13 protein-coding genes are annotated in these 13,486 nt (G+C 36.8%); 5 read left to right on the top strand and 8 right to left on the bottom strand.

The features are described 5' to 3' along the window. Nucleotides 1-9: 9 nt before the first annotated feature. The 3 genes from FAZ25_RS08275 to thrC all read right to left on the bottom strand — a co-directional run bounded on the left by FAZ25_RS08275 (nt 10) and on the right by thrC (nt 3,396). A complete protein-coding gene (locus tag FAZ25_RS08275) occupies nt 10-543 on the bottom strand; it encodes a 5-formyltetrahydrofolate cyclo-ligase (protein ID WP_192269432.1) in 534 nt (177 codons plus the stop codon). Nucleotides 544-587: 44 nt separating this feature from the next. Continuing rightward, nucleotides 588-1,820 carry a serine hydroxymethyltransferase gene (glyA, locus tag FAZ25_RS08280; protein ID WP_004906989.1) on the bottom strand — a complete coding sequence of 411 codons (1,233 nt, stop codon included), beginning with the start codon at nt 1,818-1,820 and terminating at the stop codon, nt 588-590. A gap of 115 nt (nt 1,821-1,935) precedes the next feature. After that, entirely contained in the window at nt 1,936-3,396 is a 1,461-nt protein-coding gene (gene thrC / locus FAZ25_RS08285) for a threonine synthase (RefSeq protein WP_192269435.1), read from the bottom strand. Nucleotides 3,397-3,502: 106 nt separating this feature from the next. Here thrC and FAZ25_RS08290 point away from each other — a divergent pair, with 106 nt between their 5' ends. The 4 genes from FAZ25_RS08290 to FAZ25_RS08305 all read left to right on the top strand — a co-directional run bounded on the left by FAZ25_RS08290 (nt 3,503) and on the right by FAZ25_RS08305 (nt 7,780). Next, entirely contained in the window at nt 3,503-4,789 is a 1,287-nt protein-coding gene (locus FAZ25_RS08290; protein ID WP_004899783.1) for a homoserine dehydrogenase, read from the top strand. After that, nucleotides 4,786-5,661, top strand: coding sequence for a homoserine kinase (gene thrB, locus FAZ25_RS08295; protein ID WP_192269438.1), 876 nt, complete (start codon nt 4,786-4,788; stop codon nt 5,659-5,661). The genes FAZ25_RS08290 and thrB overlap by 4 nt, the downstream gene beginning before the upstream one ends. 4 nt (nt 5,662-5,665) lie before the next feature. Beyond that, on the top strand, nt 5,666-7,027 hold the full coding sequence (locus tag FAZ25_RS08300) for an aspartate kinase (protein ID WP_004899787.1): 1,362 nt from the start codon (nt 5,666-5,668) through the stop codon (nt 7,025-7,027). Nucleotides 7,028-7,225: 198 nt separating this feature from the next. Next, nucleotides 7,226-7,780, top strand: a complete 555-nt coding sequence (locus FAZ25_RS08305) for a hypothetical protein (RefSeq protein WP_048801393.1) — start codon at nt 7,226-7,228, stop codon at nt 7,778-7,780. A 72-nt stretch (nt 7,781-7,852) separates the two neighbouring features. Here the strand turns inward: FAZ25_RS08305 and FAZ25_RS08310 are convergent, their stop codons facing one another. The 3 genes from FAZ25_RS08310 to FAZ25_RS08320 form a co-directional block, all read right to left on the bottom strand. Continuing rightward, nucleotides 7,853-8,701: a hypothetical protein gene (locus tag FAZ25_RS08310; RefSeq protein WP_192269441.1), complete on the bottom strand. Its 849-nt coding sequence runs from the start codon at nt 8,699-8,701 to the stop codon at nt 7,853-7,855. 296 nt (nt 8,702-8,997) lie between these two features. Beyond that, nucleotides 8,998-9,324, bottom strand: a complete 327-nt coding sequence (locus tag FAZ25_RS08315; RefSeq protein WP_192269443.1) for a hypothetical protein — start codon at nt 9,322-9,324, stop codon at nt 8,998-9,000. Further along, nucleotides 9,321-10,373 carry a hypothetical protein gene (locus FAZ25_RS08320; protein ID WP_243236214.1) on the bottom strand — a complete coding sequence of 351 codons (1,053 nt, stop codon included), beginning with the start codon at nt 10,371-10,373 and terminating at the stop codon, nt 9,321-9,323. Before FAZ25_RS08320 ends, FAZ25_RS08315 begins: the two co-directional genes overlap by 4 nt. 508 nt (nt 10,374-10,881) lie before the next feature. Between FAZ25_RS08320 and FAZ25_RS08325 the strand changes: the two genes are divergently transcribed. Continuing rightward, on the top strand, nt 10,882-11,511 hold the full coding sequence (locus tag FAZ25_RS08325; RefSeq protein ID WP_243236225.1) for a CPBP family intramembrane glutamic endopeptidase: 630 nt from the start codon (nt 10,882-10,884) through the stop codon (nt 11,509-11,511). 186 nt (nt 11,512-11,697) lie between these two features. Here the strand turns inward: FAZ25_RS08325 and FAZ25_RS08330 are convergent, their stop codons facing one another. Beyond that, nucleotides 11,698-12,660: an asparaginase gene (locus FAZ25_RS08330; protein ID WP_004904045.1), complete on the bottom strand. Its 963-nt coding sequence runs from the start codon at nt 12,658-12,660 to the stop codon at nt 11,698-11,700. Next, nucleotides 12,660-13,454, bottom strand: a complete 795-nt coding sequence (gene recO, locus FAZ25_RS08335; RefSeq protein WP_192269447.1) for a DNA repair protein RecO — start codon at nt 13,452-13,454, stop codon at nt 12,660-12,662. The genes FAZ25_RS08330 and recO overlap by 1 nt, the downstream gene beginning before the upstream one ends. Nucleotides 13,455-13,486 lie beyond the last annotated feature (32 nt).

A 13,486-nucleotide genomic window follows, 5' to 3' on the forward strand; every position in this document is an offset into this window, starting at 1 on the left:
ATGTGCTTTTTATACTGTTATGATATGTGCCACTTTTTGATCATGCTGCTCAACTGGTAATACTGCTAACATTTGTACACTTAAAGCCAATGCCACACTATTGCTAGTATACTGAGCTAAAAAGCGATCATAATACCCCGCGCCAAACCCTAAGCGCTGACCCGATATAGTATATGCTAATCCGGGTACAATAACCAAATCAATGGCCGCTGCATTAAAAGTATGATTACTTGTCGGCTCTTTAATATCAAATGCTGCACGAGTATACATTGAATCAGCGTTAATAGCAATAAATTGCATTTGATGATCCATGATTTTTGGTACCACCACCATTTTATGTTCATCCCATGCTTTTTGAATGATAGGTTGCGTATCTAGTTCAAAAGCTGTACTTAATACGACAGCAATAACTTGTGCTTGTTGCCATTGTGATGAATGAAATAATTGACGGCGTAAGTTGTTCTCTTCGGTTTGTCTAGGTACCCCAACAAATTCAACTAAGCGTTCTTTTTGCTGTATTCGTAATTTTTTTTTATCTAACATGACTAATCTCCAATATAAAAAAGCTGGTAACCCAGCTGATTATATTATTCAAATAAATGTGTCATAGCTAAAATTTCAGCTTCTTTTTTAACGTCTTTCAGCACTTTTGCATCATCATAATGATGAATAGCTGTCACAATAAGTTCTGCCACGTGGCGTGCATCCGCTTCATTGAATCCCCGTGTCGTAATCGCTGGTGTCCCAATACGAATACCTGAAGTGATGAATGGACTCAATGTTTCATTGGGAAGTGCCTCTTTATTTGTTGTAATCGAAACACTGTCTAAGAGTTCTTGTGTCTGTTTGCCATTCAAACCAGTTTTTGTCAAATCTAAGTTAAACAAATGGTTGTCTGTACCGCCAGCAACAACACGAATATCTTCGGTTGCTGTGAAAACTTCAGCCATGGCTTGTGCATTTTTAATAATTTGTGCCGCATACGCTTTAAATTCAGGCTGCAATGCTTCGCCAAATGCAATAGCCTTTCCTGCAATGACATGCTCTAATGGGCCACCCTGAGAACCTGGGAAAATGGCAGAATTAATTTTTTTCGCATATTTTTCTTGCGACAAAATCACACCACCACGTGGTCCACGTAATGTTTTATGTGTTGTGGAAGTGACTACATCAGCAATACCAACTGGATTTGGATGTAACCCAGCGGCCACTAAACCAGCAATATGCGCCATATCAACCATCAAATAAGCACCCACTTCATCAGCTATTTCACGGAATTTATTGAAATCAATGATACGTGAATAAGCAGAAGCACCAGCAACAATCATTTGTGGTTGTACTTCACGAGCTTGTTTAGCAATTGCTTCATAATCTAACTGTTCACTTTCTGCATCTAGACCGTAAGTATATGATTGATACATTTTACCTGAAAACGATACCTTAGCACCATGTGTCAAATGTCCACCGGCATCAAGATCCATACCTAAAATCTTATCGCCTGGCTGCAAAAATGCCATGTATGCAGCTGCATTAGCCTGAGAACCAGAATGTGGTTGAACGTTGGCATATTCAGCACCAAAAAGTGCCTTCAAACGATCAATAGCCAATTGCTCGACAACATCAACATATTCCGTTCCGCCATAATAACGTTTGTAAGGATATCCCTCAGCATACTTGTTCGTCAATACTGATCCTTGGGCTGCACGAACACCCTTTGACGCGAAATTTTCAGATGCAATTAACTCGATTGTACGATTTTGACGGGCACCCTCTTGTTGAATAGCACTCCATACCTCAGGGTCTAGTTCTTTAAATGACATGACGTTCTCCTAAATTCATTAATAGCTTAATTATAACTTGTTTTTTGACTTTTTTCACTTTTAATTATACGTGTAAAAACGAATTATTGGTTTTTTTATCTAGAAATGTTCGTCATTAAAAGATTTGATGCCTTAAAACTGTTGTCATTTGATTTGGTGCGATAGTTTGCGTATGAATCACTGGTCGCTGAAAAAGTAACTGAATTTGTTCCGGTATGGCGACATTGCTTTTGTCAGCGAGTTGCTTTAGGCCATCATATTCATTCAGGGGTGTTTCACCTAGCGCATTGAGTACCGTATCAGCGAATTTAAACGGACTAGCAGTAGCAGCTAAGATAGTTGTCCCAGATATGTCAAGTTGGTTATAAACATATTGCCCAACAGCTGTGTGTGGATCAATTACATAATTTCCCTCTTCAAACACACGTTTAATTGTCTTCAAAACTGCTGTTTGTGAAGCACTCGCGGCTTTAAACTGTGATAAGTTGGCCTGTGTTGACGGCTTTAAAGTGTAATGCCCTTGTTCATCTAAGGCATTCATATATTCTCTTACTTCCTCAGTATTACGACCAGACGCAAAGTATAATAAACGCTCTAAGTTACTGGAAACTAAGATGTCCATTGCAGGGGCGTTGGTTACTTTAAATGTGCGTTGTCGATCATATGTGCCAGTGTTAAAGAAGTCTGTTAAAACATTATTTTCATTTGAAGCCACAACAAATTGTGCAACAGGCAAGCCAATCTGACTAGCATAGTATGCCGCCAACATATTACCAAAATTACCGGTAGGTACAACGATATTAATGGCCTCACCACTTGCAATTTGATGTTGTTTAACTAATTGCGCATAGGCATGAATATAATAAACAATTTGTGGCACTAACCGCCCGATATTAATGGAATTTGCCGAAGAGAATCGCAAATGCTTGTCGGCTAAATCGGCTGCTAACGATTGGTCTGACAATAATGATTTAACAGCTTTCTGCGCATCGTCAAAATTACCACTAATAGCCGTTACGTGAGCATTGTGCGCTGGCTCGGTTTGCATTTGTCGTCTTTGAATGTCACTAACACCAACCTCTGGATAAAATACAACAATATCAGTATGTTGTACATCTCCAAAACCACTCATAGCAGCTGTTCCGGTATCACCAGAAGTTGCAGTTAAAATGACAATGCCATCATCAAGACCTTGCTTTTTGGCAGCCGTTGTCATCAAATGTGGCAAAGCTTGTAATGCAACATCTTTAAAAGCTAATGTTGGGCCATGAAATAATTCAATATAAAACAAATCATCGGCTTGATGATATGACACAATGTCCTCAGTCGTCCACTGTTTACCATAAGCTTTGTCTATCACACAATCAATTTCATTAACACTAAAGTCATCAAAGAAACCGTCAAAGATTAATGTTGCGATATCAGCATAAGTTTGTTTTTGCAGTTGCGTCCAATCCAATTCAATATTTGGCCAACTTTCTGGTACATATAGTCCGCCGTCAGGTGCTATGCCATTGATTATAGCTTGGCTAGCTGTCACCGCTGGTGCTTGACCACGCGTAGAAATATAGTTCATCTTATCTTGGTTCCTTTTGCATTATTGACTAAATTATAACAAAAAACTTCAAAATTATGAAGAAAAATGATAGTATTATTAAGAATAACACGAAAAGGAATTAACTATGGATATTGGAATTGGGCTTTTTGGATTAGGCACCGTGGGCAGTGGTGTCGTAAAAATACTACAAGATAACGCTGATCAAATAGCGAAACGTACTGGCACTCATCTGCTTGTTAAGCATGCTGTTGTTAATAATTTAGAGAAAAAGCGCACTGGATTTATTAACAATTTCCCCATTACAAATGATGCCAAAGATATTTTAAACAATCCGGAAATTCAAATTGTAGTTGAGGTCATGGGGACATTAGATCAGGCTTATAAAATTATTAAAGATTCCCTCACTGCTAAAAAGCATGTTGTGACCGCTAATAAAGACCTTATCGCCAGTCGTGGACAAGAGCTAGTTGCTATTGCTGAAGCTAATGGCGTGGATTTATTTTTTGAAGCAGCAGTTGCCGGTGGTATTCCAATTCTCAGAACCCTCGCCAATAGTTTTACAGCTGATGAAATTTCTCGTGTTGCCGGTATTATCAATGGGACGAGCAATTTTATATTGACACAAATGACAACCAACAAATTATCATATGCAAATGCTTTACAGTTAGCACAAAAAAAGGGCTTTGCTGAAGCTGATCCCACCAATGACGTGGCAGGATTTGACGCTGCCTATAAACTGATCATTCTATCTAATTTTGCTTTCGGTGTTCAGCCAGCTTTGGACGATCTCACTATCAACGGCATCACACACCTTACCGATGCCGATATTGAAGACGCTAATGCTTTTGGTTATGCTGTTAAATTGCTAGGTGTTGCACAACGTGTTGGTCAAGATGCTAATGCTATTAGCATTGATGTATCACCCTATTTAGTTCCTTTCACACATCCTCTGGCAACAGTTCATAATGAGAATAACGCTGTCCTTGTTAATGGTGAATCTGTTGGAGAAATCATGTTGTATGGTCCCGGTGCCGGTGAACTACCAACCGCCAACTCTGTTCTGAGTGACTTAACCAACATTGCCACGGATATTGCTTTAAACACACCAGGCAGACCATTCAATTCATTTAATCAAAACTTAGATATCGCCAAACCCTCTCAACGCCTATCAAGACGATTCATTGTAATTGAAGTCGATGATACACCCGGTGCTATGTATTCAGTAACGGGCATGTTTGCGGCAGCAAAGATTAGTTTTTCTGATTTAAAACAAACACCAGCAGCTAACGGCACAGCGCGATTAGTTGCACTCACTCATCCAGCAAGCGATGCACAACTTAATGTCATTCAAACGACAATACGCAATGCGGATGGTATTAACCTAGCAGCGGAGTATAAAATTTTCTCATGATAAAAATTAAAGTACCAGCTACTAGCGCCAATATTGGTCCTGGTTTTGATTCGTTGGGTCTTGCGCTAGATCTTTTTCTCACCCTTGAAATACATGAGGCAACAACAACCTGGCAAGTCATTCATGAAGAGCCAGATTTACCACATGATATCACCCATTTTATTGTGCAAGCAGCGCTAACATTAACTAGCAACATGCAACCACATCGTCTTGTGGTGAAGTCAGATATTCCCTTGGCTAGAGGTCTTGGTTCTTCATCGGCTGCTTTATTAGCTGGTTTAACTATGGCTAACATACTTGCCGATCTTAATTTATCCCCAAAAGAAATACTCAAGCAAGCTACAATGTTAGAGGGCCATCCTGACAATGTGGCGCCTGCTTTGCTTGGTGGCGCCATTTCAGCTTATTATGACGGTCATCAGGTCTATAACAGCAGTTTCCACATACCTGAAAACATCATCTTTACGGTATTTATTCCAGATTATGAATTAAAAACGGCTGAAGCCAGAAATGCTTTACCTGATGACTTCCCTTTTAAAAAGAGCATTGCTGGTAGTGCCATTAGTAACACACTGATTGCGGCACTAGCCAATGATGACTGGCAAACTGCAAAACAATTGATTGAAAAAGATCAGTTTCATGAACAACAACGTCATCATCTCGTTCCTCATTTATTAGAAATTCGTCACATTGCACATCAGCATGATGTACTAGGAACTTATTTATCTGGGGCTGGGCCAACCGTTATCACGATGGCACCCGAAAATGAGGCCAAAATTTTACTCCCAGCCTTAACCCATCTTACAACGTCTGGAAGGATTATACAGTGCCATTTAAATCGTTCCGGCTTAACTATTACGAAAGAAGAATAATCACATGAAGGTTTCAAAGTTTGGTGGTTCATCACTAGCTGATGGACACCAGTTACAGCGTGTTTTTAATATTGTTAATGCGGATAGCAACCGTAAAATAATTGTTGTCTCTGCGCCGGGTAAACGTTTTACAGATGATATTAAAGTTACTGACCTGCTCATTAAATATGCTGAGGCCACAATCAACGATCAAAATACAGAGACAATTATTTCAGACATCAAACAACGCTATCATGATATTGCTTATCATTTTGGTCTACCACAGGAATCATTGACAGATATTGACCAACAAATTGATCATTTGGCTAAAAAGCATTATCGTTCGTTTGATTATTTATTTGCTGCTTTTGCTGCACATGGTGAATACCTCAATGCGCAGTTAATTGCTAAAGTTTTTACTTACTTGGGCTTACCCGCCCGTTTCATTGACCCAAAGGAAATTGGTCTATTAGTTGATGATAATGCACGTTCTGCAACTTTCAATACACAATCTTATGAAACAATTGCCAAATTAGATCTTTCCACCAGTGAAAGACTCATTATCCCAGGATTCTTTGGCTATACAAATAATGGTGATATGGCAACTTTCTCACGAGGTGGTTCTGACATCACTGGCGCCATTATGGCACGCGCTTTAAGTGCTGATCTATATGAAAACTTCACAGACGTTAGTGCAATTTATGCTGTTAACCCAAATATTATTACTCATCCTGCTGCTATTCACCAGATGACATACGATGAAATGCGTGAATTATCTTATGCTGGCTTTGCTGTATTTCACGATGAAGCGATTATTCCTGCTATCCAAGGTGGTATTCGTATTAATATTAAAAATACAAACGATCCTGATGCGCCCGGAACATTTATTGTGCCACCAACTGAAGTCCAAGAAACACGACCTGTAACTGGTATTGCCAACTCTAACCGATTTGCTGCATTATACTTACATCGTTACTTACTAAACAAGGAAGTTGGCTTCACGCTTCGTATTCTAGAAATTTTAAAGCGTCATAACATTTCCTACGAGCATATGCCGTCAGGAATTGATGATTTAACCATTATTTTTGACAAAACAAATCTTTCTCAAGATAAAGTCGATGCCATGCTGGCTGATATTGCTGCAGACATCAAGCCAGACACGCTGAAATGGTTGCCCAGTTATGGCATTATCATGATTGTTGGCGAAGGTATGCGAAACCGTATTGGTGCGTTAACAGAAATTGTCACACCATTAAAAGAAAATGGCATTAGTCTGCAAATGGTCAATCAAGGGGCAAGTGAAATTTCAATTATGTTAGGTATTCAACCAGACCTTGCAGATAGTGCAGTAAAGGCGATCTATAATAATATTTTTAAAATTGAATAAAACACATTGTCTGGTTATTTCAGAGACTTTGCGCTATATCAGTTTCTAAAATTTATCGCCGTGCTCAGGGCAAAATAATAACTAGGTATAAAGTTATATTATTAAACAATGTTGCCACTTGTTTACTTTAAAAATTTTTTTATATACATGTGTTATCATGAATATATAACTACTAAATTTAGAAAGTAAATAATTTATATGATATACCAAGCAAGAATTTCATTACAAACAGCTGCATTACTTGAATATCTGCGTCAGTACTTTGAGCAAGAGTCTGGTGGGTTCGTTAGTAAAGGTGATGTTTTAAACCGCGCATATCTTATTTCAGGATGGACTAAAAAACACGATTTTGATGAAGTTTGGAATGCTATTCACAATACCCCTATTCCTGATATTAAAACGGCTAACTTAGATTTACCGGAAAATAGTAATCTCATAAAAGTAAACATTAACCCAGAGACACATCAATTTATAATTGATATAAAAAATCAATTACCAGTAGCACTAGAAGCACAATATGTCACAATGGGAGTTGTTATAAGAGAAATACTTAAATCCGCATACATTGTGATAAACACAGACTATCAATCTACCTTTATCAAGCGAAATAATTTCAAGTTCGAAAAAATGATAGAGAAACAAATAGAAACAAAAGATACTGATTTGAAGATGCTGATAAAGGAAGCTCAGGCAGACATCAATAATATTTTGGATAATCTGGCTAGTAAACTCGATGAGCTATCTCATAAGTAAGTTTCTAACAAAAAGGCACATTAGTTAGATGTGCTTTTTTTGTTAGACATATTAACCACTGACAATTTAAACTTATCTCGGAACGATTTTATCATAAAACGGGGCATGCGATGACATGGTTGAAGTCCACACACCGGCAGTAATATGAACATTATTATTATCAGTCAGCTGCACTGTTGCATATGTTGCAACATCCGGCGAGCCATTACTGCCCTTTTTAATATCAGTCATGAGGTTATAGCTATCACCGTTTTTAGCTTTGAATTTAAAACGATTAATATTTGTGCTTTCAGAATCATTTACGTATTTATTAGCGAGTTTCACTACTTCATTTTCAGTAAGTTCATTGTCCGACTTTGCAGTAGCTGCTATTGACTGAGAAAAAGCATCTTGACTTTCTTTATCAGCACTACGATAAGGGGCATAAAGAGTTTCTGGAATTTTGAAAACATACTGATTTTTTTTATTATCACTATCAGTTAATGAGATAAGTCCTCTCGTACCAGTGTAATGAGACAAAAAAATAGCATACTCATTTCCTTGAACGTTTATTTTAGCAACCCACATGTCATTATTAGCAACTATTGTTTTCAACCGAAAATTATTTAAGTTAGGAATAGACGCAATAATATCTAGCGCTGTTTTTTCGTTAGTAATCTTTGTTATAGATACCGGTTTAGCAAAGGCACCACCTAGACCATTTGCCATAGAAATTTGGTAATCAGTTCCACTAGCAGTGATTGTATCAACTTTTGAGCTTGAATCTCTTACGTTTTGTGTTGAAGATATTGCATGAGACTTTTTTTGGGTCGTCGTCCCCGTGACACTTTTGCCTGATTTATCATGGCCAATATAAACTAATCCGCCACCTACTACTAAAATGGTGACTAAACTAGTCAACAAAATATATCTTATTTTCATTCTTTTCCTATCCTTTGTGTCTCTAATCTCTCCAAGAAAACGAAGTTTTTAACAAAATTATCGATGCGTTTGCACTGTTAATTCACATTTTCTGGTACACGTACACCCTCTAACGGTGTCGACAAAAAAGTGTTTTTGCCAACACCTTACTCAGGCACCAGTTCATTTTAAAAATACGTTCAAATATGAAAATAAAAGTAATCAAAACATTATGTTTAATTGTGCGCCTATCGTTTTCTGAGAAATTTGATATTGACCAGCAGCATGAACATTAGTATATTCAATAACAGCTTTAACTACATCTGCTCAGTAATCTTGAAGTCGTTGTCCTTTCGTATGTCATTTTTACCTTTTATAAAATGAATCGTTAAATTAGGTTTGAATTCAATAAATGAAATTTCACCGTCATATTTCTCGGCAATGTCTTCTAATGACATTTCTATTACTGTATTTGTGTATATGCGCAATAAATTATTTAAATTTGCTATATTAGGATACTCTAGCGCTGCAGGAAAAGCAGCTTGTGTTAAACTTTCACTGATAATATCAACTTTTGTAATACTATTATTGATTGTCTCAATAACTAAAATAGGTTTGTCATTAACTTTAAAAATAACATTCATTGAATCGCCTCCTCGTCAATCTCAACTAATCTCATAACACGTTTATCTTGAACCAATTTTAATAAGACAGCAGCTTTGACTGTCGAGAAAAACGTAATTTGCGGTGCTTTTAGTCGTATTTGATCAACGTGTTGGGACAACTGCGTTGTCAATTGATTTAAATTTATTCGCAAAGGCTTGAAACCGTTTTCTAATAAGAAATCAATATTTTTTTCAAAATCTATGTTGTTAAAAATCCCTCCACGGGCTTGAATTACACTATCCACATAATCTGAAACTATCTCCTCAATATCATTTTCTGAAAAAATGCCCGTTCTAAATTGATTTTCTGTTGTTTCACTCCAGATTATTTGCAGCATCCGCCCATAATCAAAATTAACCGGCTTTGTTGTATTTTGATTAGAAATCATCACAAAGTTTCCCGAATTTTCCTTTCGACCGATGTTACCAAGTAAAAGATCAAAACCTGCTTGTTGAATAATAAAATGTTTTGCTCGCTCATATGGCACACCATATTGCTCAAAGAAAGCAATTAAGCTATCTAGTATATCGTTCAAATTCGATCCAGTAGCAACTTCAGCAATGAAATCAGAATATTTCACTAAGTACTGATTATAAGGTTCATCTTCATTAGGACTAGCCAAAATTTTTTCGAGATGTCCTGGAATAACAAAATTGTCTACTAATACGCCAGTAACTAGCCTATTCTCTAATGAAAATAGGTTAAAGAGATAACTATTAACAGAATAGAAATCAGGATCCTTTGTAACTATACTACTCAAAAAGACACTAACAAAGTCTTCCGAAACACTGGAATATTGATAATTATAATCTGGTTTAAACCCCAATCCTTTTGTTGCTCTACTAATCTCGTCTAATTTAGCAAACTTTTTAACAATTTTGCCAGAACTCTCTTCAAAAAAAATGAAACCCTTGCGTTGATTGCCTTTAAAATACTTACTATCAAATGCTTTGTGAGTCAATTTTATTTGATGTCCTATGCTGGTAGCATGCGTGCCGACCCTATATTCTTTTTCTTCTTGCTTCATACATTTAGTTCCCCTTCCTGATTTAATTGTAGCATATAATTCCATTTTTTCTACATAATAATAACTTTTTTTTTACAAAATAAAAGTAAGTTCACTATGGTTTAGATAACATCTAATTTCTGAATTTGATTAATAAAAATATTCGCCATCAACGTTAACTTGACAAACATCGTCATGTTCTTGCTTATAAGCGTTCAAATGCAAACAATCCGACAATCCTTATCAGAAAGCAAGCCACTCGATCATTTTGAAGTTGATATTGCATCATCAAGTTGTTCAAATATGACGAGGCCGAAACAAGCGTAGACATACCAAAATTATCACTTTTAATATGATTCACTTATGATAAACTAACAATATGCTATTTAAAAAAAATTTACTTTTACAGGTTTTCCTATTATGGTTTTTCAGCCTTATATTCACAATTGCTTTTGAGAATTTACTAACCTATTTTACGCAGCTGTCTAAATACACTATCCTGATACTCAATGCTCTATTAATGATAAGTATGCTTTGCCTAGTGAATCATAAATACAAATTGACCAAGATATTTATAAGACCAGCACATGATACTTGGTTAGACAAATTAGTCTACACTATTCCGATTATTTTATATTCTTTACGTGCTGTCTCAATTTTTTTTGACGAACCTACCCTGTTATGTACGATTGCAAATCGTATACCACACTATCTAATCATTTTGCTGGTTGTTGTTACGAGTACTTTTTTCGAAGAATATCTCGTTCGTGGTCTTATTTTTGGTTCATTCCTTGTTTATTTTAAACAACATTATTGGCGTGTACAACTAAGTATTTTATTCTCTGCTTTCATATTTTCCTTATCTCATTTGATGAACTTACTTAACCAAAATCCTTTACAAACGCTCAGCCAGATGATTTATACTTTTGGTTTTGGGTGTTTGCTTAGTATGCTGTATATTCGCTCGCGCAGCTTGTTAATACCATTTATAACTCATTTTTTATTGAACCTACCATCGTTTTTAGATAATTCATCACTTAGTGCAACGCATTCTGCAACGCCTAAATCGCTTATAGGACCAGTATGCTTTCTGATAGTATTTTTAACCTATACTTTTATTTTTATCAACAAAGATGAAGAACAACACTATCAATTTTAAGGCCTAACTAACGTCTCACAAAAGAATCTAAGCATGGACAAATTGGTGCCCACAAAAAAGCACTTCATCCTAAATTGATAGGCGAAGCGCTTTTTTTATATATTTTTCATTAAATTTTGATTCTACAGTACCAATGGTTTGGTAATAGCAGTTTTTCTATTAATAAACATGTAAATGCTGGTTATCTTAAAGTTGATGCAAATAAGTGTGCAAGGCCGAATCATCTAACCTATTGTCTAACCCAATTAGTAACTTCAACCTTGCTTTTTGACCATTAATACTGGTAGCAAAGATGACGCCTGCTTTTTCAAGCTGCACACCACCACCTAAATAATCATAAACTGGCTCAGCAACGCCATTAAAACTCCTTGATACAACAACGACCGGAATGTTTCGTGACAGTATATATTGCACGCCTTGCGCAGCTTCTCTGGATAAATTACCTGCTCCTAACGCTTCGATAATAATGCCATCAATATTCGAAGCCGCTAGCAATTCCAATAATTGACCATCCATACCTGCATAAGCCTTTAGAACAGGAATTCTTTTATCAACATGGGCTATAGGCAGTATGTGTCGCTTAGGAAGATCATAAAAATAAATAATTTGCCTTTTAGTTAGTAAACCCATAGTTCCACTAATTGGTGAGCCAAATGTGGCCACATTAGTCGTATGCGTTTTAGTGACGAAACGTGCCGCATGAATTTCATCATTCATCACAACCAAAACACCACGATGCTGAGATTCATGTTCAGCTGCAACGCGTAGGGCTGATTGATAATTATACAGCCCATCAGAGCCTAGTTCATTAGATGAACGCATAGCACCTGTCATAACAATTGGCATTGACACATCCAATGTGCTATCCAAGAAAAACGATGTTTCTTCCAGGGTATCTGTGCCATGTGTAATAACGACACCATCAAAAGCCCCCTCAGCTTTTAAAATACGTTGTTGCAGCTGTAACATGTGTATCGGCCCAATATGCTCGCTTGGCAGATTAAAAATATTTTCTACCGTTAAATCCACATCAGGTAACGTAACCTGTGCCCCTGTCAATGGATTTTCAATACCTGTCTCCACATCTCCATCTTCATCTTCGTGCATTGAAATCGTACCACCCGTGTGGAGTACTAATATTTTCTTCATTATTCTGACTTTCCTTCCCCATTTTGCCTAAAATTAATCAACGTATTTTGCCAAGCATGCATTTGTTCGATAAACGTTTTAGCCTTTGGCTTCAAACCGATTTGATTATCATAAATATGGTCAATAACACGCTGTAACCCACGCTTAGTCGTTTCCGAAATATTGATTTGATTAATTTGCCGCAAATCAATAATACTAAATTGTCTCAAATAAAAGACAGTTTTCTGATCTAACATTAATCGATGATCATCTAAGTCGTAATGTTTGTCCGAAATAATGCCATTATACTTCTCAGAATAATCAAACTGACCAACCGATTCACCGCTAATTGGGTCTTGACGCCAATTAGGTGCAACACCTAATGGGACTAAGAGTTGGATTTCGAAAATATTGGCTATAATCTGCGGATCCAGTCCTTCATCCAACTTCTGTAAACCTAACACGAATTGATTGTACCAACGTGTTAATTGTTCACCCTCCTCAAATGTTTGATCAATTAAACTAGCAATCAAAGCTGCATAAGCATTGACTTCAATATCATCAATAAGCCGTTGATATATTTTTATTGTCTGTATATCGTTAATATAACCTAAGCCTTGATTATTTTTCGGAAAAGCACCTTCAAAGCTAAGCACTGCATGTGGCTGTAATGCTGAGCCTAATGCGGACTTTGGTTTTTTAGCACCACGCGCCAAAAAAGTTCGCAGACCACCTGTCTCGGTGAGAATACGAACTAATAGATCGTTGTCTTTATATTGTCGCGTACTAAGGATAATCCCGCTAATTACTGTCATTATTATTAACCAATAACCACAGGATAAACAAA

It is taken from the genome of Leuconostoc sp. LN180020 (assembly GCF_014844115.1).
Classification (GTDB): Bacteria; Bacillota; Bacilli; order Lactobacillales; family Lactobacillaceae; genus Leuconostoc; species Leuconostoc citreum.